The organism is Afifella sp. H1R (assembly GCF_021462425.1).
GTDB lineage: Bacteria > Pseudomonadota > Alphaproteobacteria > Rhizobiales > Afifellaceae > Afifella > Afifella aestuarii.
In genome coordinates, this window is sequence record NZ_JAKEDY010000001.1 from 1304278 (window position 1) to 1330205 (window position 25928).

The 25928-nt window shown below is 63.4% G+C and carries 26 protein-coding genes and 1 tRNA gene; 3 read left to right on the top strand and 24 right to left on the bottom strand.

Translation table 11 applies throughout. From position 1 onward, the window contains the following. Window positions 1-6 precede the first annotated feature (6 nt). The 22 genes from L0F51_RS06240 to nifA all read right to left on the bottom strand — a co-directional run bounded on the left by L0F51_RS06240 (window position 7) and on the right by nifA (window position 20154). A complete protein-coding gene (locus L0F51_RS06240; RefSeq protein WP_234628385.1) occupies window positions 7-1107 on the bottom strand; it encodes an electron transfer flavoprotein subunit alpha/FixB family protein in 1101 nt (366 codons plus the stop codon). A gap of 12 nt (window positions 1108-1119) precedes the next feature. Further along, entirely contained in the window at window positions 1120-1974 is an 855-nt protein-coding gene (locus tag L0F51_RS06245) for an electron transfer flavoprotein subunit beta/FixA family protein (protein ID WP_128291605.1), read from the bottom strand. Between the two features lie 204 nt (window positions 1975-2178). Further along, entirely contained in the window at window positions 2179-2520 is a 342-nt protein-coding gene (gene nifW / locus L0F51_RS06250; RefSeq protein ID WP_370642372.1) for a nitrogenase stabilizing/protective protein NifW, read from the bottom strand. 48 nt (window positions 2521-2568) lie between these two features. Next, window positions 2569-3723, bottom strand: a complete 1155-nt coding sequence (gene nifV, locus L0F51_RS06255) for a homocitrate synthase (protein WP_234628387.1) — start codon at window positions 3721-3723, stop codon at window positions 2569-2571. Beyond that, window positions 3716-4918, bottom strand: a complete 1203-nt coding sequence (gene nifS / locus L0F51_RS06260; protein ID WP_234628388.1) for a cysteine desulfurase NifS — start codon at window positions 4916-4918, stop codon at window positions 3716-3718. The genes nifV and nifS overlap by 8 nt, the downstream gene beginning before the upstream one ends. Before the next feature lie 10 nt (window positions 4919-4928). Then, complete coding sequence (locus L0F51_RS06265) at window positions 4929-5399, bottom strand: NifU family protein (RefSeq protein WP_234628389.1); 471 nt, start codon at window positions 5397-5399, stop codon at window positions 4929-4931. A gap of 11 nt (window positions 5400-5410) precedes the next feature. Then, the gene (locus L0F51_RS06270; protein WP_128291600.1) at window positions 5411-5731 is read right to left on the bottom strand and encodes an iron-sulfur cluster assembly accessory protein; all 321 of its coding nucleotides are present in this window, start codon (window positions 5729-5731) and stop codon (window positions 5411-5413) included. A 158-nt stretch (window positions 5732-5889) separates the two neighbouring features. Beyond that, the gene (locus L0F51_RS06275) at window positions 5890-6510 is read right to left on the bottom strand and encodes a nitrogen fixation protein NifQ (protein WP_234628390.1); all 621 of its coding nucleotides are present in this window, start codon (window positions 6508-6510) and stop codon (window positions 5890-5892) included. A 4-nt stretch (window positions 6511-6514) separates the two neighbouring features. Further along, complete coding sequence (gene fdxB / locus L0F51_RS06280) at window positions 6515-6811, bottom strand: ferredoxin III, nif-specific (RefSeq protein ID WP_234629357.1); 297 nt, start codon at window positions 6809-6811, stop codon at window positions 6515-6517. A gap of 44 nt (window positions 6812-6855) precedes the next feature. Beyond that, window positions 6856-7332: a NifX-associated nitrogen fixation protein gene (locus L0F51_RS06285; RefSeq protein WP_234628391.1), complete on the bottom strand. Its 477-nt coding sequence runs from the start codon at window positions 7330-7332 to the stop codon at window positions 6856-6858. A 2-nt stretch (window positions 7333-7334) separates the two neighbouring features. Then, entirely contained in the window at window positions 7335-7829 is a 495-nt protein-coding gene (gene nifX / locus L0F51_RS06290; protein WP_370642320.1) for a nitrogen fixation protein NifX, read from the bottom strand. Further along, the gene (nifN, locus tag L0F51_RS06295; RefSeq protein ID WP_234628392.1) at window positions 7801-9198 is read right to left on the bottom strand and encodes a nitrogenase iron-molybdenum cofactor biosynthesis protein NifN; all 1398 of its coding nucleotides are present in this window, start codon (window positions 9196-9198) and stop codon (window positions 7801-7803) included. The genes nifX and nifN overlap by 29 nt, the downstream gene beginning before the upstream one ends. Beyond that, window positions 9199-10644 carry a nitrogenase iron-molybdenum cofactor biosynthesis protein NifE gene (gene nifE, locus L0F51_RS06300; protein WP_234628393.1) on the bottom strand — a complete coding sequence of 482 codons (1446 nt, stop codon included), beginning with the start codon at window positions 10642-10644 and terminating at the stop codon, window positions 9199-9201. It abuts the gene before it with no gap. Window positions 10645-10669: 25 nt separating this feature from the next. Beyond that, entirely contained in the window at window positions 10670-12205 is a 1536-nt protein-coding gene (gene nifK, locus L0F51_RS06305; RefSeq protein WP_234628394.1) for a nitrogenase molybdenum-iron protein subunit beta, read from the bottom strand. 33 nt (window positions 12206-12238) lie between these two features. Then, window positions 12239-13738, bottom strand: coding sequence for a nitrogenase molybdenum-iron protein alpha chain (gene nifD, locus L0F51_RS06310; RefSeq protein ID WP_234628395.1), 1500 nt, complete (start codon window positions 13736-13738; stop codon window positions 12239-12241). 69 nt (window positions 13739-13807) lie between these two features. After that, window positions 13808-14707 (bottom strand): nitrogenase iron protein, encoded by a 900-nt coding sequence (gene nifH / locus L0F51_RS06315; protein WP_234628396.1) that lies wholly within the window; start codon window positions 14705-14707, stop codon window positions 13808-13810. A gap of 325 nt (window positions 14708-15032) precedes the next feature. Then, the gene (locus L0F51_RS06320) at window positions 15033-15932 is read right to left on the bottom strand and encodes an SIR2 family protein (protein ID WP_234628397.1); all 900 of its coding nucleotides are present in this window, start codon (window positions 15930-15932) and stop codon (window positions 15033-15035) included. Continuing rightward, window positions 15929-16144 (bottom strand): putative nitrogen fixation protein NifT, encoded by a 216-nt coding sequence (gene nifT / locus L0F51_RS06325; protein WP_234628398.1) that lies wholly within the window; start codon window positions 16142-16144, stop codon window positions 15929-15931. Before nifT ends, L0F51_RS06320 begins: the two co-directional genes overlap by 4 nt. Continuing rightward, on the bottom strand, window positions 16141-16458 hold the full coding sequence (locus tag L0F51_RS06330; protein WP_234628399.1) for a nitrogen fixation protein NifZ: 318 nt from the start codon (window positions 16456-16458) through the stop codon (window positions 16141-16143). Before L0F51_RS06330 ends, nifT begins: the two co-directional genes overlap by 4 nt. Window positions 16459-16565: 107 nt before the next feature. After that, the gene (locus L0F51_RS06335) at window positions 16566-16760 is read right to left on the bottom strand and encodes a 4Fe-4S dicluster domain-containing protein (protein ID WP_092811139.1); all 195 of its coding nucleotides are present in this window, start codon (window positions 16758-16760) and stop codon (window positions 16566-16568) included. Window positions 16761-16777: 17 nt separating this feature from the next. After that, complete coding sequence (gene nifB, locus L0F51_RS06340) at window positions 16778-18202, bottom strand: nitrogenase cofactor biosynthesis protein NifB (protein ID WP_128291866.1); 1425 nt, start codon at window positions 18200-18202, stop codon at window positions 16778-16780. Window positions 18203-18432: 230 nt separating this feature from the next. Then, entirely contained in the window at window positions 18433-20154 is a 1722-nt protein-coding gene (gene nifA, locus L0F51_RS06345) for a nif-specific transcriptional activator NifA (protein ID WP_234628400.1), read from the bottom strand. A gap of 557 nt (window positions 20155-20711) precedes the next feature. On the opposite strand from nifA, the gene L0F51_RS06350 reads away from it, so the two are divergent. After that, the gene (locus L0F51_RS06350) at window positions 20712-21680 is read left to right on the top strand and encodes a bile acid:sodium symporter family protein (RefSeq protein ID WP_234628401.1); all 969 of its coding nucleotides are present in this window, start codon (window positions 20712-20714) and stop codon (window positions 21678-21680) included. Between the two features lie 116 nt (window positions 21681-21796). On the opposite strand, the gene L0F51_RS06355 is transcribed toward L0F51_RS06350, so the two are convergent. After that, a tRNA-Lys gene (locus tag L0F51_RS06355) sits at window positions 21797-21872 on the bottom strand. 173 nt (window positions 21873-22045) lie between these two features. Here L0F51_RS06355 and betB point away from each other — a divergent pair. Then, entirely contained in the window at window positions 22046-23527 is a 1482-nt protein-coding gene (betB, locus tag L0F51_RS06360) for a betaine-aldehyde dehydrogenase (RefSeq protein ID WP_370642321.1), read from the top strand. Window positions 23528-23583: 56 nt separating this feature from the next. On the opposite strand, the gene L0F51_RS06365 is transcribed toward betB, so the two are convergent. After that, entirely contained in the window at window positions 23584-24492 is a 909-nt protein-coding gene (locus L0F51_RS06365; RefSeq protein ID WP_234629359.1) for a LysR family transcriptional regulator, read from the bottom strand. Between the two features lie 94 nt (window positions 24493-24586). On the opposite strand from L0F51_RS06365, the gene L0F51_RS06370 reads away from it, so the two are divergent. Continuing rightward, the gene (locus L0F51_RS06370; RefSeq protein ID WP_234628402.1) at window positions 24587-25897 is read left to right on the top strand and encodes an aspartate aminotransferase family protein; all 1311 of its coding nucleotides are present in this window, start codon (window positions 24587-24589) and stop codon (window positions 25895-25897) included. Window positions 25898-25928 lie beyond the last annotated feature (31 nt).

The window sequence follows — 25928 nt, forward strand, 5'->3', positions numbered from 1 at the left end:
GCCTCCTTAGCCTGCCAGGCGGTTGACGGAGAGGTGCTTTGCGAATGCCCGCGTCAGCGCCGGAAGCACTTCCAGGGCATCGGCCACCACGCCGAGATGAGCAAAATCGAAAATGGGAGCATTCGGGTCGCTGTTGATGGCGACGATGAGATCCGCCCCTTCCACACCGACACGGTGTTGGATCGCGCCCGAAATGCCGGCGGCGATGTAAAGCTTCGGCCGGATGGTCTTGCCGGTCTGACCGATCTGGCGCTCGGCCGGCACCCACCCCTTCTGCACGAGCGGCCGTGAGCAGCCGTATTCGGCGCCGAGAACTTCGGCGAGATCCTTCACCAGCTGAAAATTCTCAGCCGAGCGAAGCCCGAGCCCGCCGGCCACGACGATGTCGGCGAAGGCGAGCTGCACCTTGTTGGAATCACGGTCGGCGACGAAGCGCAGAACCTTGGTGACGACATCCTCCTCCGCCATGTTGAGCGGATGCTCGATCAGGCGTCCCGTGCGTCCCGGCTCGCGTTTCGGCATGGCCATGACGCGCGGCCGCACCGTCGCCATCTGCGGGCGGAAATTCAGCGTATAGATCGTGCACAGCAACGACCCGCCGAAGGTCGGCCGCGTCGCCGCGAGCGAACGATCGTCGTCGATCGCGAGCTCCGTGCAATCGGCCGTCAGCCCCGTTGCGAGCGTCGTCGCCACAGAGCCCGCGAGATCGCGGCCGAGCGTCGTCGCCCCGAGCAGCAGGATCTCCGGCTTGTAGGTGTTGACGAGATCCGTCAGACACTTCGTGTAGGTCTCGTTGCGGTAATGCGCGAGCATCGGATCGGCGACCTGATAGAGGACGTCGGCACCGTGCTCGTAGACTTCGGCTGCAGCCGCCTCGAGCTCGCTCTTGTCGCCGCCGAGAAGAACGCCGGCGAGCTCCACATCGAGCTTCTCAGCAAGCTTTCGCCCCTCTCCCAGAAGCTCCAGCGACACGGGATGCACGTGCCCGTGCTCGTATTCGATGAAGACCCAGACATGCCGGTAGGCTTTGAAATGCTCCGGCAGTTCCTTCTTCATGCCGGCCCGACCGCCTGCGGGGCGGGCTTGCTGCTTTGGCGCGTTTGCCATCGGCTTTGCCTCCTACTGCCCGGCCGCGAAATTCATCAGATCGTCTTCGATCGTCTGATGCCGGCTGAAAATCTCGTTCATGAGCGTGTCCGCGATCTCGTCAGGGCCCTTGCCGCTGACGGGAAGCTGCTCGGCTTTCTCTTCACGCGGCGTCGGCGCGAAGACGCGCTTGACGACCGTCGGCGAGCCGCGCAGGCCGCATTTGGTGACGTCCTCGATGCCGATATCCGCGGCGTTCCACACCGTCACATCGGCCTTGGCCGCCGAGAGCGCGGCCGAAAGCGAGCCGCGCCGCATCTCGTTGGTGCCTTCGAGCATGGTGATGAGAACGGGAAGCTTGGTCTGTAGAACCTGCACACCCCCTTCCGCACGCCGCTCGACCTCGATCGTGCCGCCCTCACGGTCGATCGGCCCGATCTTCGCGACATAGGTGAGCTGATTGAGGTTGAGGCGCGTCGCAATTCCCGGCCCCACCTGAGCCGTATCCCCATCGATCGTCTGCTTGCCGGTGAACACGATCGAGGGCGCGCCCCAGACCTCGCCGATCTTCTTGATCGCCTGCGACAGGGAAAAACTCGTCGCCAAAGTGTCGGAGCCCGCAAAGAAGCGATCCGTCAGGAGCACCGCGCGATCGGCCCCGAAAGTCAGCGCCTTGCGCAGCGAATCCTCGGCCATCGGCGGGCCCATGGAGAGAACGGTCACCTCCCCGCCGGACTTGTCGCGCAGCCGCAACGCCTCTTCGAGCGCGAAAAGATCGTAAGGGTTGATGATGGTCGGCACGCCCTGGCGCATGATGGTGTTGGTGACCGGATGAACGCGGATCTGGGCGCTGTCCGGAACCTGCTTGATACACACGACGATCTGCATCGTTCCTGCCTTCCTCATGCGCACCGGAGCCAGCTTGCGTCTGGGGGCCGGTGCCGAATTCAAGACCTCATCAGGTCTTTCGCAAGCAGCGTGCCAATCTCGAAAATCTCGTAACTATATGATATTAATGTGCTTTTACGAATTGTCGGGTTTGCGCGACACGGCCAAAAGCGGACGGTAGCTGTCGCAAACCCGACAGAAGTGTCACTGGCTGGCGCGTCCTGTCAGGGTGTTGAGCGCCACGAAGGGCTTCGATTTCGGCTTCGGGCCACCCGCGGCCTGCTTCAGCACCTTGAAGACGCGCTGTTCGAGCGGCGACGACCGTGTGAAGTCCTCATAGGCCTGCGCCAGATGCGTCCGGCACGCTTCGCGCGCGGCCTCATCATCGAGGTCGTCGAGATGGTCGGCGGCGAGATATTCGCCCATGCGTCGCAGAATGTGCAGGCGCGCGACATGCACCACCTTCGGATCGTACGGCACGCCGAGACACGCGAAAAACTCTTCCGCGGCCGACAGCTCCCGCAATTCGTCCAGAACGCCCATGATATCCTCCGCAGCGGCGGCCTCAGGGCCGCGCTTTCTCTTGAGAACCGGTCAGGCCGCGAGTTCGCGTGCCGTCAGCGCCGCATGGAGGGCGGCAACTTCGTGAAGGCCGACTGCGCGCTTGGCCTTGGCGGCCTCTGCCCGCACCAGATCGAGCAGCGTGCGCGTCTGCGCGTCGTCGGCGGCGAGTCCAAGAGTCTCGAGCGCATGGCGCATCGAGGAGATGCCGGAATGCTTGCCGAGAACGATGGTGCGCGCGCGCCCGAGCCGCTCCGGATTGAGGCCCTCATAGGTTGCCGGATCGCGCAGAAGGCCGGAAACGTGGATGCCGGATTCGTGCATGAAAGCGGCGGCGCCGACGATCGGCTTCGATTCCGGGATCGGACGGCCTGCCGCCGCCGCAACGAGCTCCGCGAGCCCCGTCAGATGCGTAAGGTCGACCCGGCTCTTATGCGCACTGATATGATCGAGCGCGGTCGCCACCTCTTCGAGCGCCGCATTGCCGGCACGCTCGCCGATGCCGAGAACGCAGACGGAGGCATGCGTGGCTCCCCCGCGGATCGCGGCCAGCGTGTTGGCCGTGGCAAGGCCGAGATCGTCGTGGCCATGAAATTCCAGATCGAGATCGCTCATCGCCCGCAGCCGCTGAAAGACAGCAAAGGTCGTGAACGGGTCGAGGATACCGACCGTATCGGCGAAGCGGAATTTGACGGCGCCCGCCTCCTGCGCGACCGCAATGGCCCGACGAATGAAATCCAGATCGCCGCGGCTTGAATCCTCGCCGCCGAGCGCGACCCGGAGCCCATGCGCGCGGGCATAAGGGATGACGCTGCGAATACGGTCGAGAACGTCCGCACGATCAGTGCCGAACTTCGCCTTGATCTGCCGGTCCGACATCGGCACGGAGAGATTGACCTCTTTGAGACCGGTCTTCAGCGCGGCATCGACATCGCCCTTGGTCATCCGGCACCAGGCGATGACGCGCGAACCCGTCACCGCCTCGCCGATCGCCGCAAGGCTCTCGATCTCGGCCTCCCCCATCGCCGGCGTGCCCGCCTCGATCTCGTCGACACCGGCCGCATCGAGGGCCCGCGCAATTGCCACCTTCTCGTCGATCGAGAAGGCGACGCCCGGCGCCTGTTCACCATCGCGAAGCGTCGAATCGTTGAAGGCGATGTGGCGGGGGACGATGCGCTCCTCAAGCATAGAGACGCTCCTGTGGCTTTGCGGGCTGCCGTGCCTTTCGCCAGAACGGCGACACGGCGCGCAGTTCTTCGATGATGTCGGGAAGGATCTCGATCAGCCGATCGACATCGGCTTTCTCGTTGTCGCGCGACAGGGAGAAACGCACGGCACCATGCGCCGCCGTAAAGGGAAGACGCATCGCGCGGATCACATGCGAGGCGTCCATGCCGCCGGAGCTGCACGCCGAGCCGGACGAAACGGCGACCCCATCCCGCGACAGAAGATGCACGATCGCCTCGCCTTCGACGCCATCGAAAGCGATGTTGCTCGTATTCGGCAGGCGATTGTCCACGTCACCGGTCACGATGCATTTGTCGATCACCGACAAGACGCCGGCTTCCAGATGGTCGCGCAGCTCCCGCACGCGCGTCTGTTCGTCATAGAGATGGAAGGCGGCAAGCTCCGCGGCCTTGCCGAGGCCGACGATGGCCGGCACATTTTCCGTGCCGGCGCGGCGTCCCCGCTCCTGCCGCCCGCCGCGAATGAGCGGCTGAAACGGCACGCCGCGACGGACATAGAGCGCACCGATCCCCTTCGGTCCGTGCAGCTTGTGTCCCGAGAGCGACAGCATATCGATCGCGCCGGATTGGAGGTCCATCGCGATCTTGCCGACCGCCTGCACCGCATCGGTATGGAAGAGCGCGCCGGCCTCGTGCGCCATCGCAGCCAACCGCTCGACTGGAAAGATCGTGCCGGTCTCGTTGTTCGCCCACATGATGGAGACGAGAGCCGTCTGACGGCCGAGCACCTTCTCATAGGCATCGATATCGAGCCGGCCCCGCCCGTCGACCGGTATGACATGGACGACCACACCGGCCCGTTTCGCCAGATCCTGAGCGAGCGCGAGGACCGCCGGGTGTTCCACCGCCGAGACGATGAGTTCGTTGCGGCCCTCCTGCGTGGCGAGTGCCGACAGGATGGCGGTCGTATCGGATTCCGTCCCGCCGGAGGTGAAGGTGATTTCCTGGTCCGATTCGGCACCCAGCAGCGACTGAAGCTGCCCGCGCGCCCGCTTCACGGCCGCGGCAACCACCGAGCCGAAGCCATGCAGCGAAGAAGGATTGCCGAAATGCTCCGTGAAGAACGGCAGCATCGCCGCCAGCACGTCGGGATCGACGGGTGTGGTTGCGTTGGCATCGAGATAGACGGGCCGCATCACCGCCTCCTCAATGTCTCGGGTGAACCGGGATGACGCGGACGGGCGCGCCGAGCTTCGCCATCAGCCGCATCTGGATGCCGCCGATGGTCACGCCGGCAAGCTGGCAGCCGACGCAGGCACCGGTCAGCCGCACCATGATCTTGTTGTCTTCGATATCGACGAGCTGGCAGTCGCCGCCATCGCCCGCAATGTAGCGGCGGATATCCTCCAGCGCCTCTTCGACGAGAGCGAATTTCTCCTCACGGCTGAGACCGAGCCCAAACGCCGCCGCCTTGCGCGAGCCGGCCTCGCCCTCGGCGCTCTCAACGCGCGCCTCGGGCGACGACGCAGGCCTCTTCGGCATCTGCGTGCGGTTGAGAAGCGTCAGCCGCACCATCGGCTTCTCACCCGGGCCGGCCGCACCTTCGCAGCGTTCCTCTCGCTCTTCGGCGGCCGCCTCCAGAAGCTCATCCTGATAAAGGGGGGTAAAATCAGTCATGGGGCTCTCCATCATCCGAAGGACTTGCCGCAGGAGCAGCTCCAGGTCGCCTTCGGATTGTCGAAGGTGAACCCGGCGCCCTCCAGGCTTGTGACGAAATCGACGGTGGTGCCTTCGAGGTAGGCGATGCTCATCGGGTCGACGAAGACCTTGATGCCCGCCTGCTCCACCAGCACATCGCTCGGCTCGGCCTCGCCGACGAGGCCCATCATGTATTTGAGGCCGGCACAGCCGCCGCTCTCGACCATCAGGCGCAGGCCCTCGACCGGTTCTTCAGACCCGGCGATCGCTGTGCGCAGCGCATCCACGGCGGCCTCGGTCAGCTGGATCATGCCTTGCTCCTTCGTTGCCAGGAGCGCAGCAAGCCGCATGCCAAACCATAAGATTTTGTTTTTAAAGGATATTCAGAGATTGACGGAATGTCGCATTCCGCACCAATGTCACAAAGCCGACAGGCGCCTTCGCAACAGCGGGAAGGATCGATGCGCCCTCAGGAAGCCTTCTCGGCATCGCGCTTGACGCGGGCAAGCAGGCTTTCGCCGCTCTCATCGCCGAAGCACGTCTCGAAGTCGTCGCATTCGTTGCAGGTCGGCGCGGTGCAGATCTGATAGCCCGTGTCGCGGCAGATCATGCGGTAGAAGAACTTCTTCCACTTCATGTCCTGGCTGTTCGCCTCCGACAGCATTTCAAAGTGCCGCTCCATCAGCCAGCCGAGTTCGCGTCGGTTGCGGAGACCGAGATCCTGCCAGAGATGGTTCGGCCGCTGACAGCGCCGCGCGATGATCTCCGCAAACCGCATTTCGAGTAAGCTGTCCTCGGTCGTGCCGCTCATCAAGAGGTCGAGAAGGCAGGCCTCGTCTTCGCTTCTCGCCGGCGCGACATCGGCCGGCAGGCCGTCGAAAATCGCTGCCGCATGCGGAAAGAGCGCGCCGACGAGGTCTTTGAGATTGTCGCTGTCGAGGCCGAGCGTCTCGACGACGCTCACCTCGTCCCTGCGGCTTTCCGAAATGGCGAGCGCCAGCACGGAGGCGATGACATGCGCGTCGAACGCATTGCAGAGCGGCCGCTCGCCGCCCTCCATCAGAAAATCGTAGACCTCCGCCGCGTCCATCGTCTCAGGCCGCGAGCGCCTCGGCCCCGTGCGTCTGGCTGCCCGTCGGGCAGACCCTGGCGCAGGCGCCGCAGCCGATGCAATTGCCGGCATCGCCGAGCACCATCACCTTGCGCTCCAGCTCGTCGTCATCCTCGTCCTCGAGGTCGACGAATTCACCGTCCTCGGTGACGCCGCGAAGCGTCATCACGCTGCGCGCACAGACTTTGTAGCAGCGACCGCAGCCGATGCATTTCTTCGGATCGATCGAAAGAAGATATTCCGGCGTCCAGTCCCGGCCGTCACGTGTCACGAAGCTCATCATGTCCCCCTGGGCTCGCCCAAGCCCCTCTCATCGGCCACGCCTCAGGCGCGGGCCACGTCTGGATAGGTATCGATCGTCTCGCGCGCCTGGCGCACGACTTTCATGCCGGCCTCGGCAAGGTCACTGAGGCTTTCGAAACCGAAGCGGTGCACGTCGCGCAGCGACTTCGCGAAGATCACGAGCTTGCCGGCCGTCAGGATGACGCGCCCGAACCCTTCCCAATGCATGCTCATCATCGGCGAGGCCATGAGCCCCGTCTCACGCTCCACGGTCAGACCGACGGCGCGATAGAACTTGTCCACCCGGTCGAGAAGGTCGGGATCGGGATCGTCGATGATCGGCTTTGCCCGCCGCTCTTCGGCGGTGACGATGAACTCCTCGAGAAGCTCGGCATCGCTCTTGCTTTCCCAGGCGCCGTAGGAATCCTCCGCCCGGTAGAGCGCGACGAGCGATTTGAGGAAGGGCGAGCCCATGGCCTTCTCGTCCGCGTCGCCCGCCGACATCAAAGCTTCGGCCATGCTCAATCCTCCTCGTCGAGAAAATCCATCGACCGCGGCTGCGCCGTGCCCATGACCTTTCGCAGCCAGGGCGGCGGATTGGTCGACATCATCGTCTGCACGCGCCCGATGAGGCCGTCGATCGGCTCCGGCGCCGGCAATTTGACGGGATGGATGCGCGCATTGATGACTTTCGCGGCCGAAGGCCCACCGATCGCCAGGCAGAAAAGAAGGTGGCAGCCATTCAAGGCCTCGATCTTCGGTCCGATGCGGTCATCGCCCTCGCGGCGGTGGCTGCCGCTTTCATCGGACACGTCATCGAAGGCGGCGGCGGAGACGAAGCGCGAAGCCGTCGGCGTCACATCGTAGATCGCGAACTTGCGGGCCGAACCAAAATGCGCGTTGAGCCCCTTCATATCCTGCGTGGCGATCGCGACACGCAGCTTCGGCTCGTCGCTCTCAGCGGTCACCGACATGACTTCCTCCCGTTCAACCAATTGCAAGTGTCTGACCGACATCGCGCTTCTCCTGAACCTTGAAGGGAGGCACTTTGGCCGAGGCGAAATCCTCGGGCTTTTTCTCCTTGATGAGGCTGAGGAAGATGTTTCCGACCTCGTAGAGAAAATCGCGGCTTCCCGCATAGCCGATCATCGCGCGGTGCTGGACGCCGAGCCGGTCGAAGATTGGGAACCCGACGCGCAGATGCGGCAGGCCGAGCCGTTCCGCAGCCTGCCGTCCGTGGCTGTGCGTGACGAGGAGATCGGCCTTTGCCGCGGCCGCCCGTTCTTCGAAATCCATGAGATCGCCGACGACGACCTCCTTCGCCGGCACCTTTTCGAGAAGCGCCGAATGATTGGTGGTCGTCACCGCCGTGACGATCTCCGCGCCGAGGCTCTTGAAGAAGACGGCGAGCTGATAAACGAGGTCCGGATCGGCCGCGATCGCGATCCGCTTGCCGCCGAGATAAAAATGGCAGTCGAGCATGGCATCGACGAGTTGGCTGCGGCGCCTCTTGAGGTTTTCGGGGACCGCGACGCCCGAGATGCGCGACAGCAGCGCCACGAGGTCATCGGTCGCGGCAAGCCCGGTCAGATTTGCGAAAACCGTGCTCGGCACGCCGGTCAGCCCTTCGAGGGCCTCTGCCGCCGGGGTCATATGCTGGCCGATCGCGATGGTGGCGAGCGCCTCGCCCATGTCGGCAATATCTTCGAGCTTGGTGCCGCCGGAGGTGATCGGCGTGAACTCGGCGTTCACATGCCCGTCGAGCGAACCGGAAAGGTCCGGCAGGACGACAGCGTTGAGCCCGAAAGCCGCCGCCATATCGCGCAATTGGTCGATATCGGCCGCCGTCTGATGCACGCCTGGAAGAATGTTGATCTGCCGCAGGCTCTTCTGCCGACGTTCGCCCGGAACGACGAGGCCTTCGATGATCGCCGTCACCGCCTTCGCCCAGCCGTCTTCGAGCGCGCCGACATAATCCGGCGTCGAGGCGTAGACGATGGCCGTGCGTGCCAGTTCGTGGCGGCGCTGCATGATGGACAGGAGATCGCCGGTGATATCCTCGCCGCGCGTCTCGATGAGTGCCGTCGAGGCGATGCCGATGAACTTCGGGTTCATCCGCGACTGCAGATTGATGAGCGCCTCCTCCAGATTGTCGGCGCCCCCCAAAATCGTCTCGACCTCAGCGATCGCCGTCGTCTGCATCGGCATGTCTTCGCGGAAATGACGGACGGCGAGCGTCAGAGCGAAGGAGGTGCACCCTTGCGCACCATGAAAGAGCGGCACGGCGCCATCGACGCCGAGATAGGCAAGCGCCGCCCCGAGCGGCGCCGAGGACTTCAAAGGATTGATCGAGCCGCTTTTTTTCGGCTGCAGAAGCGTGGCCATTCAAGCCTCCCCAAGGCTGGAACGCGATTGCGGTCCGCAATCGAGCGGCACGATATCGGCGGAGATTTCCCAGGGCGCAGGCCGGCGGATCTCGTCCCAAACGGGATTGGACAAGGATTTCGCGAGCTCGGCGACGAGCGCCACGGTGCCGTCATAGCCGGCATAGGCGTAATTGCGCTCCTGGTTGATATCTAGCCAGGGCCTGCGCGCCTTCAGGCCGACATATTGCGTCTTGCCGCCCGACAGAAGAATGTCCGCCTCGTCATTGGCAAGTTTCGCATACATCTCGCGGGCCGGCACGGAGCCGACCATATGCGGATCGTCCATAATCTCCCGGATCCGCTCCTTGTCGCCTTCGGTCGATTTGCGCACCGAGGTGGCGACGATCTTCATGCCGACTTCCTGGAGCGCGGAGACGATCGACCAGGATTTGACCCCGCCCGTATAGAGGATGACGCGCTTGCCCTTGAGGATCTCGCGGTAAGGTTCGATGCGTGCCCAGGCCCGCGCCTCCTCCGCCGCGATGAGCATTTCCGTGCGCTGCAAAAGATCTTCGGGAGCTCCGCGCTCGACCAGCATCCGGGCAAGCGTGCGCAGCGCCGCCGATGTATCGGCGATGCCATAGAAAGACCCTTCGAAATACGGGATGCCCCAGCGCTCTTCCATCTGACGCGCCAGATTGATGAGGGCCGCCGAGCACATCATCATGTTGACGCGGGCGCGGTGCGCCCCGGCGAGATCGCGGTAGCGCGCATCGCCGGTGATGTTGGCGAGAAGCCGGATACCGAGTTTTTCCAGAAGCGGTTTGATCTGCCAGATCTCGCCGACGATATTGTATTCGCCGAGAATATTGACGTCCGTCGGCGTCGTATATTCAGGCTCGATGGTGCCGATGACGTGCTTAAAGAGCGCCTCACCGGCGAGCTTGTTGCCGAAATTCTTCTTGCCCGAAAATCCGGCCGACAGGACCGGGATGCAGGGCGTGCCGGTCTTCTCCGCCGCATGCCGGCAGACGGCCTCGATGTCGTCGCCGATCATCGCCGGCACGCAGGTCTGATAGACGAAGACGGCCGGCGGGTCGTATCGGGCGATCGCGTCCTTGATCGCCCGATACAGTCGCTTTTCTCCGTTGCCCATGACGATGTCGAGCTCGGAGAGATCCGTGGTGAGGCCGAGCCGATAGGTGCTCGGCCCCGAAGTGGCAGCATGGCGGTTGTCCCAGCTGTTGCCTTCGCACGCCGACGGCCCGTGCGTCAGATGCACGACGTCGACGATCGGCTCCAGCGCGATCTTGGCACCGTCGAAGGCGCAACCGCCTGCGGCGGCGCCCGGCACCAAAGGCTTGGAGCAACCCTTTTTGCGCTCCTTTTCGCTCTTGGCCTGGTTTTTCGCACAGCCCGGCTCGTTGAAGAGTTCGGCTGTTTTCGACCTCAAGACTTCGCCCATGATCGCCTCCCGGCGCCGCCCGCCTTTAGCGGGTCAAATCGAAGGAAATGTCACCGCCCGGCTCGAGCCCGGCCGCATCGAGCGTGTCGAACGCCTTGTCGAGCAGCGTCACCAGAACCCGCAATCCGCCCTGGTAGCCCCAGACGGGGAAGCGGTGGTGATGGTGCCTGTCGAAGATCGGGAAGGTCAGCCGGATGAGCGGCACGCCCGTGTCGCGCTCCAGGAACTTGCCGTGCGAATTGCCGATCAGGAAATCCGTCGGCTCGGTGGCGAGAAGCGACCGCATATGCCACAGATCGTTGCCCGGATAGGCCTTGCATTCCGCACCGAAGGGCGAGGAATCGAAGAGCGCCTGCATCTTCTTCGCCCACGGCTTGGTGCCGTTGGTCGCCAGGCAGTGGCGCGGCTCGCCGCCGAATTCCAGCACGAAGCGGGCCATCGCGTAGACGAAGTCCGGATCGCCGTAGATGGCGTAGGTCTTGCCGTGCAGGGTGGCCTGGCTGTCGGCCATCGCATCGACGAGACGGCCCCGCTCCATCCTGAGCGCTTCCGGGATCTCCTTGCCCGTGATCTCCGACACCTTCATCAGGAATTCGTCGGTCGCCGCCACGCCCATCGGGTAGTGGAAGCTCGCCGTCTCCTGATCGAAGGACTTCGCGTATTGCAGCGTCTTCGTCGAGCAGTAATGCTGCAGGCTGATCGTCGCCTTGGCATTGACCGCGTTCTTCGCCGCTTCCAGCGTCGTACCGCCGTCATACATGCGGAACTCGCCGTCTGAAGGCGTGTCGAACTGATCGGAGACGTCGGAGAGGATCGTATACTCCACGCCCATCAGGTCGAGGATGCGCTTCAGCTCGCGGTTGTTGCCGACCGCGAACCCGTCGAAGCCCGGCACGATGTTGATCGTCTCGGTCTTCGTGACCTCGGCATCCGCCCAGAAGCCCTCGAGAATGCCGCGCAGCATGTTGTCGTAGCCGGTCGTGTGGCTGCCGACAAACGCCGGAGTGTGGGCAAAGGGCACCGGGAAATCCTGCGGCACCGACTCCTTTTCTTTGGCGCCGATGATGAACGACTGCAGATCGTCGCCGATCACCTCGGCCATGCAGGTCGTCGACACCGCGATCATCTTCGGCGAGTAGAGCGCATAGGCGTTCTTCAGGCCTTCGACCATATTGTTGAGGCCACCGAACACGGCCGCATCTTCCGTCATCGACGAGGAGACCGCCGAGCACGGCTCCTTGAAGTGGCGGGAGAGATGCGAGCGGTAATACGCAACGCAGCCCTGGCTGCCGTGCACGAAGCTCAGCGTCTTCTCAAAGCCCGCCGCCGCAAAGACGGCGCCGAGCGGCTGGCAGGCCTTTGCCGGGTTGATGGAGAGGGATTCGCGGGCAAAATTCTTCTCGCGATACTCCCAGCTCTTCGTCCAGTCGGCAGTTTCCTGCACCTTCTCGGCGGCAGGCATGTTTTCCATGTCCGCACGCTTCTTGGCGAACATCTCCTTGTATTCCGGCTCCCGGAACAGAAGGCTGTGGTCGAGGACTTTCTCTGCAGATTGTGGCATGGGTCCATTCCTTCTTGAGGCTCGGCGCGCGCGCTATTCGGCGGCGACCGCCAGCGGCTCGGTCTTGGTCCAGGGAGCGTCGAACAGATCCCAGACGGGGTTGTTGATGGCGAGGTCCATGTCGCGGGCGAAAACCGCGAAACCGTCGTAGCCGTGATAGGGGCCGGAATAGTCCCAGGAATGCATCTGACGGAACGGGATGCCCATCTTCTGCACCGGGTACTTTTCCTTGATGCCGGAGCCGACGAGATTGGGCCGGATCTGCTCGATGAACTTCTCCAGCTCGTAGCCGGTCACGTCATCGTAGATGAGCGTGCCTTCTTTCACGTAATGGCCGGTGCGCTGATAATCGTCGTTGTGGGCGAATTCGTAACCCGTGCCGACGATTTCCATGCCGAGGTCGTCATAAGCATTGACGATGTGGCGCGGACGCAGGCCGCCGACATAGAGCATCACCGTCTTGCCTTCGAGGCGCGGCTTGTACTTGGCGATGACGGCATCGACGAGCGGCTGGTACTTGGCGATGACGCGCTCGGCACCTTCCTTGATGGTGTCATCGAAGTAGCTGGCGATATGGCGCAGCGATTGGGCGATCTGCGTCGGGCCGAAGAGATTGTACTCCGTCCACGGCACGCCGTGCTTCTCTTCCATGTGCCGGCAGATGTAGTTCATCGACCGGTAGCAATGGATGAGGTTGAGCTTTGCCTTCGGCGCCTGCTCGAGCTCGGCAAGCGTGCCGTCACCCGACCAGCTGCCGATGACCCTGAGGCCCATCTCTTCCAGGAGCCGGCGCGAGGCCCAGGCGTCGCCGCCGATATTGTAGTCGCCGATGATGGTGACGTCGTAATCCGTCGCCTCGAACTCGCGTTCGCTCTTGTCGAGCACCCAGTCGCGGATCGTGTCGTTGGCGATGTGGTGGCCGAGCGACTGCGACACGCCACGGAAACCCTCGCAGCGCACCGGCACGACAGTCTTGCCGGTTTCGCTCTTCTTCTTGCGTGCCACCGCCTCGATATCGTCACCGATCAGGCCGATCGGGCATTCCGACTGCACGGAGATGCCATTGGCGAGCGGGAACAGCTCGTTGATCTCGTCGATCACCTTTTCGAGCTTCTTGTCGCCGCCGAAGACGATGTCGCGCTCTTGGAAGTCGGTGGTGAACTGCATCGTCACGAAGGTGTCGACGCCCGTGGTGCCGGTGTAATAATTGCGGCGCTGGGCCCAGGAATACTGGCCGCAGCCGACCGGACCATGGCTGATATGGACCATATCCTTCACCGGGCCCCACACCACGCCCTTGGATCCGGCGTAGGAGCAGCCGCGGATCGTCATGACGCCCGGGATCGACTTGATGTTGGATTTGACGGCGCATTCCGACAGATTCTGTTCGCCACCCTCTTCAGGGGCCTCCGCGGGCTTGGCGACACTCAGATGCCGGCTCCGCTTCTTCTGGGCCTTGTCCGGATAGGCCTTCAACACCTCCTCAATGAGGCTGGCGTGGAACTCGGCGTCGTTCTTGTGGTCGAGGCTCATAGCGCTCTCCTCATCGAACAATGTTGAAGATGAGCCCGGCCACCGCCTCGCGGCGGCCGGGCGGGACAATTAGGCCGCGGCTTCGGCGGCCTTTGCGGCTTCCTTGGCCTGGAGTTCGGCGAGCGCCTGCTCCTCGGTCTTCATGATGCCGAAATCGAGCAGCATCTGCTCGAGCTCATCCATGGAGACCGGCGTCGGGATCGTGCCCTGCCCGGAATTCGCGTGGATCTTTTGAGCGAGCGTCCGGTACTCCTTCGCCTGCTGCGAATCCGGGGCGTACTGGATGACCGTCTGGCGCCGCAGTTCGGCATGCTGGACGATGTTGTTGCGCGGGACGAAGTGGATGAGCTTGGTGTTGAGCTTCTCCGCCAGCGCTTCCGACAGCTCGACTTCGCGATCGGTCTGACGCTCGTTGCAGATGAGGCCGCCGAGCCGCACGCCGCCCGAATGGGCGTACTTCAGGATGCCCTTGGCGATGTTGTTGGCGGCGTAAAGCGCCATCATCTCGCCGGACATGACGATGTAGATTTCCTGCGCCTTGTTTTCGCGGATCGGCATCGCGAAGCCGCCGCAGACGACGTCGCCGAGCACGTCGTAAGAGACGTAGTCGACATCGTCGTAGGCACCGTTTTCTTCCAGGAAGTTGATGGCGGTGATGACGCCGCGGCCGGCACAGCCGACGCCGGGCTCAGGACCACCGGATTCCGTGCACTTGATGCCCTTGTAGCCGATCTTGAGCACGTCTTCGAGCTCGAGATCTTCCACCGAGCCCGCCTCGGCCGCGAGGCTCAAGACGGTATCCTGCATCTTGGTGTTGAGGATGAGGCGGGTGGAATCCGCTTTCGGATCGCAACCCACAATCAGAATCTTCTGCCCCATTTCGACAAGTGCCGCGAGGGTGTTCTGAGAAGTGGTCGACTTGCCGATGCCGCCCTTCCCGTAGAACGCAATCTGGCGAAGTGAACTCATAGTGTCTCTCCAGGTTGTCCGGTTCAAAACTGTTCCAGCGGGCGCTCTCGGCCGCGTACCCTCAGTTACGCAAAGGGCGTGCCAACTTGGAGAAAACAAAACTTTCCTTATTTATAAGTGACTTACGTGATTTTCGGACAAGCCGAACGTCCGACAGTCGCTGTCCGATCTCCGACAAAAGACGACAGTGGGACACGGTGAGAACACCCGACAAAACCGACACGACATCGCGCATGTCGCGTTTCGCCGTGACCTGGCGCAGCGACAGCCCAAAGGTGCCGCGAGCGATCGGCCGCATGAAAATCGTGTCAGGAAAGGAAGAAGGTCAGGCGAGTTCGGTGAGGCGTTCGGCCAGTCTTGCCGGAGAAGCGGCAAGTGGCGTGATCGCTTCCGTCTCGAAGAAGCGCAGCTCGTTGCGCGTGAGCCCATCGGGCTCCACCAGGGCGAAATAAGGCCCCTTGGAACGCTTCATGATCTGCCGGGCATAGAGCCGGAGCATCTGGTCGTCGAAGCGACACCCGATGAAGAGAAACCCGCAATTCGTCCGTCGCGCGCGCACGATCTCAGGGATCGGCGTCTGGATATCGATTTCCGTCAGCACTTCGACATAGTCGGAATCGGCAATGAGATAATTGTCGGCCGGCGCCACGCCGCCATGCGGTTTGTAGAGAAGCGTCCGCCATTCATCTTGCGGCGCGCTCACCTCCCCGCCTTCGGCATCGTAAAAGCGGAACCACAAAAACTCGCCGATGCCGGCGCGGGTGATCCCCTGCACCTCGCCCCAATCAGCAGCTCGCTCAGGGCCCTGACCAGCACTCCGATTGCGGCGTTGGGCGAACGCAGACCGCATCGCCCCATCGTACCAGCTGTCGACGATCATCGGGATTTGCGGACATGAGGCGAGCGCCTCGTGAAGCGGCGTCGGTGCCACCGGTTCGGCGAACGCCGCTGCCATCAGGGCGTCGAGTGTCTTGCGATGCTTGCGCCCCTCGATGAACTGCGCGGAGGCCCAGGGATTGCCCCGGGCGCGTCTCGGCAGGGCGACTTTTGCGGAGAAGAACTCGGCCAATGCCGCATAGCTTGTCGGGACGCCCGCATCGGCGGGCAACACACCGGGACCGAGATAAGGAATGAGGCCGCCGCCCTTCAGGCGACGGACGATATCGTCAAGAATCGGCTCGGCGTTGCGGACAACCACCTCGTCCAAAGCCGCAGCAGCACTCATGAAACGCTTTCCGGACGGCGCCGCGCTTCGACCGTGATCGGGAGCTTGGTGTCGGTCTCCATCTCCGGCAGCTCGAGAATCCAGCCGTTCTTCAGCTTCACCCAGCCACCCCACAGCGCCTCGTGCTCGCATTCGATGATCGGCTCTTCGAGATCCTTCTTGGCGACATAGGCGGAAAGCCCCTTGGGCGTGCTGCGGATCATCACTTTCATGCTGCTGTCTCCTGCTCGTCCGAAATGTCGCCGACCGCTCCGTCGACCGCATCGACGGCAGTCAGCTCGCGCCCACGCATGCCGACGATCCTGCCGCAATCGAGAAACTCGACCGCGTAGATGTAAAACCGCTGCAGATAGGTGCCGACGTCGCGCACATATCCTTCGTCACCTTTGCGCACGACGATCTCGCCGATCTCGCAGCCGGGCATCGTCCCGTCGTTCTTGACGGCCTTGCGGGCACGCACCTTGGCGCCGGGCATGAAGAGAGGCTGATCGTAGATCTCCACCTCTTCTTCGCGGGCAAGTCCCATCGCAGTCTCCTTCACGACATGGCGAATGTCAGGTCGGGGGTGATCCGTCCGGGGCGCAAAAGACAGCGCCGGCGGGCCGAACCCGACCCGCCGGCGGCCAATTCAACTCAGGCCGGCACGCACGTGTCCGGGACCGGGCAGACGGCGACGCATTGCGGGGCATCGAAATGTCCCTCGCATTCCGTGCACTTGTCCTGATCGATGATGTAGGTGTCGCCCTTGAACTTGATCGCCGCGTTCGGGCATTCGAATTCACAGGCGCCGCAAACGGTGCACTGGGACTTGATGATCTTGTAGGCCATTTGATTTCTCCTCTCGGTTAGGCTGTCAGCATTGCAGGCTGGGTGCCGTATTCGGCGGCGTACCAGGCAGCAATCCCTGCCTCGATCCAGTCAAAAGCATGGGCGTCGCTCGCCTTGATGCCGACCTTCTCCAGTCGATCTTTGGGGGCTTCGCCAATCTTCGCGCACAAAACCGTGGAGACGCCTTGCAGCGTTTCGACAATGCCGTCGAAGGCCCTCTCCTCGCCGTGTCCGCCATGGCAATATTGCTCGACTTTGCGATGCCCCACGAAGGTCACGCCACCAGGTGAAACTTCGAAAACCTGGAATTCCTGTGCATGACCGAAGTGTAGATTGATACGCCCGCCACCTCTTGTTGCCACCGCGACAAGAAGCGCCGGCGCATCCCGCACTTCGGCAAGATCTGCTTTGGCCGCCTCTTTGGTCGCGGCATGCTCGCCACGCACCGTCGCGACCACGGAGCGATACTCCTCGCGTCGCGCCGGATCGTAGGACACCGTCTCGGGCAGCTGATCCATGGTGAATTCCTGGCCGCGATCCTCACCAAGGATACCGACGGCATCGGCGCGGCACTGGCGGCAATGGCGCATCAGCTTGGTGCCGCCCTCCACCTTGTCCTGCAGCGCCTTCACCTCCATCGGCGTCGGCCCGCGCTGACCCGTCAGCCCGAAATGCGTGCCGTGGGCGGGGTCGGAAATGAGCGGCATGATGTTGTGGAGGAAGGCGCCCTTCGCCTTCACCGCCTTGTTCACCTCGATCAAATGTTCGTCGTTGATCCCGGGGATCATGACGGAATTGACCTTCACCAGGATGTCGCGGGCCACGAGCATCTCCAGGCCGAGCATCTGCCGCTCCAGCAGAATCCGGGAGGCCTCCACGCCCGTCCAGCGCCGGTGATCGTAGAAGACCCAGGGATAGATCTTCGCACCGATCTCCGGATCGATCGCATTGATGGTGATCGTCACATGATCGATCGCCATCTCGGCGATCTCGTCGACGTAATCCGGAAGCGCCAGACCGTTGGTCGACAGGCAGAGCTTGAGGTCCGGAATTTCCTTGGAAACGCGCTCAAACGTCTCTTTCGTCTTGCGCCAGTCGTAGCAGGCGTCGCCGGGACCGGCGATGCCGAGGACGGAAAGCTGCGGCACCTCGTTGGCGACCGCGATGACTTTCTTGACCGCCTGATCGGGGTCGAGCCGCTCGGAGACGACGCCCGGCCGGCTTTCGTTGGCGCAATCGTACTTCCGATTGCAGTAATTGCACTGGATGTTGCAGGCAGGCGCGACGGCGACATGCATGCGCGCGAAATAATGATGCGCCTCTTCCGAATAGCAGGGGTGATCCTTCACCCGCTCCCACAATTCCGGCGACATGTCGGCGGGGCCGTCGGAGGAGCCGCAGCTCGAGGAGGCGCAGCCGGACTTGGCGAGCGATGCCCGCATTTTGGCGGCAGATGTCGGCGCCTTCAGGCTGCCAAGCGAGATGAGCTGAGCCAATCGATCCCTCCGCGACACACGTCCAAAGCGTCTTTCAGGAACCGTTGAGCAAGCCCCATGCCAGAACGAAAATGCCGTGTTTACAAGGGGTTGGTATCATCCCGGCAGAGACAAAACCCTGTCGCAGCTCCGACATCGTGTCGGGTCTCCGACATTGGCCGGCCCTGCCGTCCCGCTCAGAAGCGCTTGATCGGAATCGAATGCTTGCGAAGCGCATAGCCGATCTGGCGCGGCGTCATGCCGAGAATGCGCGCCGCCTTCGCCTGCACCCAGCCGGCCGTCTCCATCGCCTCGATCAGCCGGTCACGCTCCGAGCGCGTATCCCCTCCAGGCACTGGGCAGGCGCCGGGCGACGGGCAGGCTTGCGGCGTTGAAACAGGGCTTTCCGCCTCGGCAAAAACCGTCCCGCCCATCTGCGGCTGCGGTTGGATGACTGGCAGCGGCTGGAAGCCGGGCGAATGGGTCGCCCTCTGGCTTCCCTGCCAGAGAACGGAGGACAGGCATCCATCATTCTGGCAGGCGAGATCGTGCGCCACGATGGTCCGGTCGCGCGCCAGTGTCGCCGTGCGCCGGATGCAGTTTTCCAGTTCCCGCACATTGCCGGGGAAGTAGCAGCCGGAAAGCGCCCGAAGGGCCTCGCCCGTCAAGGTGAGATCGGTGCCATGCTCCTTGTTGAAGCGTTGCAGGATCTCCTGCGCGAGAAGCGGGATGTCCCCGGTCCGCTCGCGCAATGGCGGCAGGAAAATCGGCACGACGCTGATGCGATAATAGAGATCCGCGCGGAATTCGCCCTTGCTGACGGCGGCCTCCAGATCCCGGTTGGTGGCGCATACGAGCCGCACATCGACCTTCAGCGAGCGCGTGCCACCGACACGTTCAAACTCGCCCTCCTGCAGCACCCGCAAGAGCTTCGCCTGAAAGGCGGCGGAAATCTCGCCGATTTCGTCGAGAAAGAGCGTGCCGCCATGGGCGAGTTCGAAGCGGCCCTTGCGCTGCTGGATGGCCCCGGTGAAGGCCCCCTTCTCGTGGCCGAAGAGCTCCGATTCCAGCACGCTTTCCGGCAGCGCCGCACAATTGAGTTTGACGAAGGGGCCGGAACTGCGCGGCGACAGATCGTGGATCGCCGAGGCGAAGAGCTCTTTGCCGGTGCCCGATTCCCCACGCAGCAGCACGGTCGAACGACTGCGGGCGACGATCCGGACCTTGTCGAGGGCCGCACGCAAGGCCGGGCTCTCACCGACGATGCCTTCGATCTTGCCGGAGGCCACACCGTCGTCTCGCCCCGCCGACAATTGCTTTTCGAGCCGGCGTTGTTCGGCCATCAGCCGCTCGCGGTCGCGCGCCACCGCCTTGTGCAACCGCAACGTCTGGCCGAGAAGGTTGGCGACAAGTGTCAGAAAACGGACATCCTGATCGAACGGTGTCTGATCGGCGAATTCGTAGCTGCGGTCGATCGTCAGCGTGCCGACGACCGCCTCGCCGTTTTTGATCGGCACACCGATCAGAGAAAACGGCTTTCCGTCCTCCGGTCCCCAGCCGTCGAGATCCGTCCCGGCGAACAGCTGGTCGCTGCGCACATCCGGCACCACGAGGGGCATGCAGGTGGCCACGATCTGACCGATCGCCTGCTCGGGCAGGCGCTTGAAATAGCGCTTGGCGTTCTCCTCGCTCCATCCCGAACCGACGACGATCTCCGGCTCCCCATCGCCGTCCAGAAGAGCAATCAAACCATGGCGCATATCGAGAAAGCTGGAGAGCAGCGTGAGCACGCCAGCGAGCGTCGTCTCCAGCCGGTTCGGCGCGCTGAGGAGCTTTGAGATCTCATAGATCCCAATAAGCTCGATATCGGCGCGGCTTGTCCGCCCATGTGTACCGTTGCCGGGGCTGTGCACTGTCACGGTCTCCGCCCTCCATGACGATCTCGATGCGCATGCATCGAATACGCAGGCTGAAAGGCCCCCAAACCTTCCAAGAATCCGCCTACCTATGTTGCATCTGCTAAATAGTTAGACCAATGCGAAGGCTCGCACAGGTTCGACTTTTGTCGGACCCTAAAGAAAACTGCGAAAACAGGCTTTGCATAAGAGCCATGCGTCTTCCATAGAGCCATTCTACGGATCTTCTTTGCATATTCCGTGCCAGACGCAGGAAGACTTCGGAAGCGCCTGTAGATAGGCGTTTTTCTGCACATAGGCCGAAATGCTCGCACCGGGACGGAGGCGAAAACGATTCTTTTTCTGAAGGACGTCACTTCGTAAAAATTTTCGCCGCCGCGAGCAGAATTCCGGGCACAAGGAGAACAGATTTTTCGGAAAGCCGGCAGAATCCGGCCTAATTCGCCCCGTCGGTAGACAGCACCACATGCGCGGGTGCATGACCGCTCCTCACCGGATTTTGCTTTTAGAAGCAAGCCATTGGCAGCTCCCGCAGCATTCGCTGCCATCAGGAGGAAACAGTGAGAGCTATTGCGCTTGTGTCCGCGTTCTTTGGGCGCACCTTTGCCTTGTGGGTCATTGCCTTCGCGGTCCTCGGATTCGTCCTGCCCGACGTCTTCCGAACCCTTGTCCCCTATATCGTCCCGCTCCTCGGCATGATCATGTTCGGCATGGGGCTGACGATCTCGCTGAAGGATTTCCGCGAGGTCGTCCGTCGGCCGAAGGACGTGGCGATCGGGGTCGGCGCGCAATTCCTCATCATGCCGCTCGTTGCGGTCGCCCTCACATCGATCATTCCGATGTCGCCGGAAGTGGCGGCCGGCGTCATCCTGGTCGGCTGTTGCCCGGGCGGCACGGCCAGCAACGTGATGACGTATCTGTGCCGCGGCGACGTAGCGTTGAGCGTCGCCTGCACCAGCGTCACGACCTTGGCAGCACCGATCGTCACGCCCTTCCTCGTCTGGCTTTTCGCCAGCCAGTATCTGCCGGTCGATGCCGTGAGCATGTTCATCTCGATCGTGAAGATGATTCTTCTGCCGCTCGGTCTCGGCTTCGTCATGCAGAAGCTGGCGCCGGCACTGGTGCGCGCCGCGATTCCCGCGCTGCCGCTCGTCAGCGTCACCGGCATCGTCCTCATCATCGCGGCCGTGGTTGCGGTCAATCAGGAGAAAATCGCCACGACCGGTCTTCTCATCTTCGCGGTCGTCGCCCTCCACAACGGCATCGGACTGGCGCTCGGCTATTGGCTCGCGCGCATGAGCGGCATGCCGGTGGCCAAGCGCAAGGCGATCTCGATCGAGGTCGGCATGCAGAATTCCGGCCTGGGGGCGGCGCTCGCCAGCGCCCATTTCTCGCCCCTCGCCGCCGTGCCGAGCGCGATCTTCAGCGTCTGGCACAACATCGCCGGCGCGATCGTGGCAAATATCTATGCGAAGCTCGACGACGGACGCGCGCTGCGCAGCGAGATGGCGCCTGCCCGATCAAGCTGATCGGCGTCGAAGAAGCCCCAAAAAGCGAAAACCCGGCCGCGAGGCCGGGTTTTTTGTGCCGAGGCGCGCCAGCCGGAGAAGGCTCTCCACAGCGCGCTCTGTCGTTTTTGAAAGATTGGTGGGTGAGCAGGGACTCGAACCCTGGACCCGCTGATTAAGAGTCAGCTGCTCTACCAACTGAGCTACACACCCGAAGCGTGGGCGCTGTATAGTGGCGCCAGCCGCGCTGTGCAAGCCATCAGGCGCGGCATCGGTGCAGAATTGCACAACGCATCGATTTTCGTCAGGATATTTGTCCCCTGCCGGCACCCGCCTGAATGACGGCGACGCCGGCTCGCGCCCCTTCCACCCCCAAAGACCGTGTGATGCCGATGACCGCGCCCGATACGCTTATGCCCGACCTCGCCTCCCATATCGCCGGAGAAAAGGTGGCCGGCGGTGGCGAGAAGATCGCCACGATCAATCCTGCGAACGGCACGATCCTCGCCCGCTTCGCGGCCGCCGACAGCGCGACAATCGACCGCGCCGTCGCCGCAGCCCAGACCGCACAGCGCGAATGGCTGGCGATGGCGCCGGCCGAACGCGGCCGCGTCCTCAACCGCGTCGCCCATCTCCTGCGCGCCCGCACGGACGAACTCGCGCGTCTCGAAGTCCTCGACACCGGCAAGCCCATCCAGGAAGCCCCGGAGGCCGATATCGGCTCGGCCGCCGATTGTTTCGAGTTCTTCGCCGGCCTGACGCAGATCGTCCATGGCGAGCACATGCCGCTCGGCGAGGACGCCTTCGCCTATACGCGCCGCGAACCGCTCGGCGTCTGCGCCGGCATCGGAGCCTGGAATTATCCGATCCAGATCGCCTCCTGGAAGACAGCGCCGGCGCTTGCCGCCGGCAATGCCATGATCTTCAAGCCGAGCGAATTGACGCCGATCACCGCGCTCAAGCTGGCCGAGATCGTCGAAGAGGCCGGTGCCCCGAAAGGTCTCTTCAATGTCGTCCTCGGCGCCGGCGAAACGGGCGCCGCCATGACGGCCCATCCCGGCATCGCAAAAGTGTCGCTGACCGGCTCCGTGCCGACGGGAAAGCGCATCATGGCGGCCGCGGCCGAGACGCTCAAACACGTCACGATGGAGCTCGGCGGCAAGTCGGCACTCATCGTCTTCGAGGACGCCGACATCGATGATTCGGTTTCTGCGGCGCTCCTTGCAAACTTCTATACGCAGGGCGAAATCTGCTCCAATGGCACGCGTGTCTTCGTGCATGAATCAGTTCGCGAGGAATTCCTCGCAAGGCTCACGGAGCGCACGGAAAAAATCCGTCTCGGCGATCCGCTCGATCCGGACACACAGATGGGCCCGCTCATCTCCGAAGCGCATCTGCAAAAGGTCCTCGCCTATGTCGAAAAAGGCGTCGCGGAAGGCGCGAAGCTCGTCACCGGCGGCGAGCGGCTGACGACGGGCGAGTTCGAAAACGGCTTCTTCATGCGCCCGGCGATCTTCGCCGAGACACGCGACGACATGACGATCGTCTGCGAAGAGATTTTCGGCCCCGTCATGAGCGTCCTCTCCTTTTCCGAGGAGGAAGAGGTCGTCGCCCGCGCCAATGCGACGCCCTTCGGTCTCGCGGCCGGGCTGATGACGCAGAACCTCGCCCGCGCCCACCGCGTCGCGGCGGCGCTGCAGGCGGGCACGATCTGGGTCAATTCTTACAATCTGACGCCGATCGCCATGCCCTTCGGCGGCACCAAGCAATCCGGCATCGGCCGCGAGAACGGCCTCGCCGCGCTCGATTTCTACACCGAGCGGAAGAGCGTCTACGTCAATCTCGGAAAGGTCGAAGCGCCCTACTGAGAGGACCGTAGGCGACCGGAGAAATCAGGCTGCACCTGCGGGTTTGCGCCAGCCCTTCAGAGCGGATGGCGCAGGCCCTCCACGCCTTCGCCGGCAAAGGGGAGCGCTGCCTCACCCAGCATCGGCAGAACCTCGCGAATATGATCGGCGAAGGCATTCACGATCGAGGATGGCCGTTCGTCCGCGAATTCGAGGGCGATGCCGATCTCCGGCAGAGGCGGCAAGCCTTCCGTGACGATTGAGAGATCGGACGGAACGGCGGTGCGGGTCAGAACGCTGATCGCATGGCCGGACCGGGCGATGGCGATGAGGCCCGCGAGACTGTTGCTGGCATAGGCGACCCGGTAGCGGCGATCGACGGCATCCATCGCATCGCACGCTGCGCGGTAGTCGAGCGTGACCGGGGCAGACAGCGCCAGCGGCAATGTGCTGCTTTCAAGAATGGCCGGCGCTTCGGAATCCGCGACCCAGACGAAGCGCTCCTTGCGGATCACCGCGCCATTCTCCGGATCCGCAAGAGACACCATCGCCATGTCGATCTGGCGCCGACGCAGCATCGGGCGCAGCTCGAAGGTCGGCGCGCAGATCATGCGCAGTTCGACCTCGGGGTGAAGCGCGCAAAAGCCGTTGAGGAGAGCCGGCAGAAAGGCGATCGAATAATCCTCCGGGCAGCCGAAGCTCAAGCTGCCCTTCAAGGCCGTTCCGTTCATGTCGGCGAGGATCTCGTCGTGCTGCGCCAGCAGGGCTTCCGCATGCGCGAGAAGCTGCTCGCCTGCCGCCGTCAGCCGCACCCCCTGCCCCGTCCGGCGCATCAGCCTCTGCCCCAAAAACTCCTCGAGCCGGTGCATCTGCATGCTGAGGGCCGGCTGTGTGCGCCCGACCTGCTGCGATGCGAGGCTGATCGAGCCCGCACGGGCGCAGATGACGAAATTCTTCAGGAGCGCGAGGTCGAGCAAGGAGGGCATCAATCAGATTGATATCGGAATGAAATAATATCAATTCGCTGAGGCTCGCAAGCTTCTGCTAGCCTTCTCCGCAACGCTGCCGAAGGAGAGCCGCATGTCGCTCAATGACGATCCCGCCTTCTGGGCCTCCGCCCACAAGCATCTGACGCGCTACGGACCGAACTTCGAGACGATCATCGCCGAGCGCGCCGAGGGAAGCTTTGTCTATGACGCCGACGGCCGCGCCATCCTCGACTTCACCTCCGGCCAGATGAGCGCCCTCCTCGGCCACACCCATCCCGACATCGTTGCGACGGTGAACCGTCAGATGGGCGCGGTCGCGCATCTCTTCTCGGGCATGCTGTCACGCCCGGTGGTCGCGCTCGCCGAGCGTCTCGCCGCGCTTGCGCCCGGCCTCGACCGCGTGCAGCTCCTCACCACGGGAGCGGAATCGAACGAAGCGGCAATTCGCATGGCGAAGCTCGTCACCGGTGGCCACGAGATCGTCGCCTTCGCCCAGAGCTGGCACGGCATGACAGGTGCCGCGGCATCCGCCACCTACAGCGCCGGGCGCGCCGGCTACGGCCCGGCCGCGATCGGCTCCTTTGCCATCCCCGCGCCCAACGCTTACCGCCCGCGCTTTGCGAAAGCGGACGGCACGAACGACTGGCAGGCCGAGCTCGACGACGCTTTCTGGCTGATCGACCGCCAGTCGACCGGCAATCTCGCTGCTTTCATCGCCGAGCCGATCCTCTCGAGCGGCGGCATCCTCGACCTGCCCCCGGGCTATCTCGCGGCGCTCAAAAAGAAATGCGAGGAGCGCGGCATGCTCCTCATCCTCGACGAGGCGCAGACCGGCGTCGGCCGCACCGGCCACATGTTCGCCTTCCAGCGCGACGGCGTCACGCCCGACATCATGACGCTGTCGAAAACGCTCGGTGCCGGCCTGCCGCTCGCCGCCGTCATGACCACCGAGGCGATCGAGGAAAAGGCGCATGAGCGCGGCTTCCTCTTCTACACGACCCACGTCTCCGACCCGCTGCCCGCCGCCGTCGGCGTCACCGTCCTCGATGTCGTCGCCCGCGACGGCCTCGTCGAGCAGGCAAGTGTGCGCGGAAAGCGCCTCACCGATGGGCTTTTCTCGCTCAAGCAGAAATTCGAATGCGTCGGCGACGTGCGCGGCCGCGGCCTCCTTCTCGGGCTCGAAATCGTCACCGACCGGCAGACCAAGGCGCCCGGCTTCGAGCTCGGAGCGAAAATCATGGAAGAGGCGATACAGCGCGGCCTCAGCATGAACATCGTCAAACTGCCGGGCATGGGCGGCGTCTTCCGCATCGCCCCGCCGCTGACCGTCTCGGAGGCGGAGATCGATCAGGGTGTAGAGATCATGTCGGACGCGATCGCAGCCGCCGTCGAGAGACACTGATCACCAGCGAGAAGGGGTCCGGGTAGCGAAG